The following is a 700-nucleotide window of genomic DNA, read 5'->3' on the forward strand; positions in this document are numbered from 1 at the left end:
CATCTAGCATCTAGCAAGCATAAAAAAACGCACAACCAAAGTCATGCGTTTAATATCGTGATTAACTGTACTCAGTGCTCTTTATAAGCCGTTAGTGTTTAAGAAGTATGCCTAATGCATAACCTCTTCTTTCGCACCAACATAGATGAAATCCAGTTCGTCTTTTTTCAGAGATACTTTAACCGTACCGCCGTCAACCAAACTTCCGAACAGCAACTCATTAGCAAGAGGCTTTTTAAGCTTCTCTTGAATCACACGTCCCATCGGACGAGCGCCCATGGTCTTGTCATAGCCTCTTTCAGCTAACCAATGACGAGCATCCTCAGAAACCTCTAAAGATACACCACGAGCGTCCAGTTGGACCTGAAGCTCAACAATGAACTTATCAACAACTTGACTGATCACACTTGGATCAAGGCTGTTGAACCAGATGATATTATCAAGACGGTTACGGAACTCAGGAGTAAATACCTTCTTGATTTCACTCATTGCGTCTGGCGCATGATCTTGTTGGATCAAACCGATCGATTTCTTCTCGGTTTCTGCAACACCAGCGTTGGTCGTCATCACTAGGATCACATTGCGGAAATCTGCTTTGCGACCGTTGTTGTCGGTTAGCGTACCGTTGTCCATCACCTGTAATAACAAGTTAAAGATATCTGGGTGTGCCTTCTCGATCTCATCAAGTAGCACAACAGAG

At 43.7% G+C, this 700-nt stretch carries 1 protein-coding gene; it reads right to left on the reverse strand.

Annotated features, from left to right (window positions below; genetic code table 11):
* Nucleotides 1–111: 111 nt before the first annotated feature.
* Nucleotides 112–700 (reverse strand): AAA family ATPase (locus AB4496_RS28560; protein WP_372133452.1); only part of this gene is annotated, 589 nt, incomplete at its 5' end.

The organism is Vibrio sp. 10N.222.46.A1 (assembly GCF_041473595.1).
Lineage (GTDB): Bacteria > Pseudomonadota > Gammaproteobacteria > Enterobacterales > Vibrionaceae > Vibrio > Vibrio tasmaniensis_A.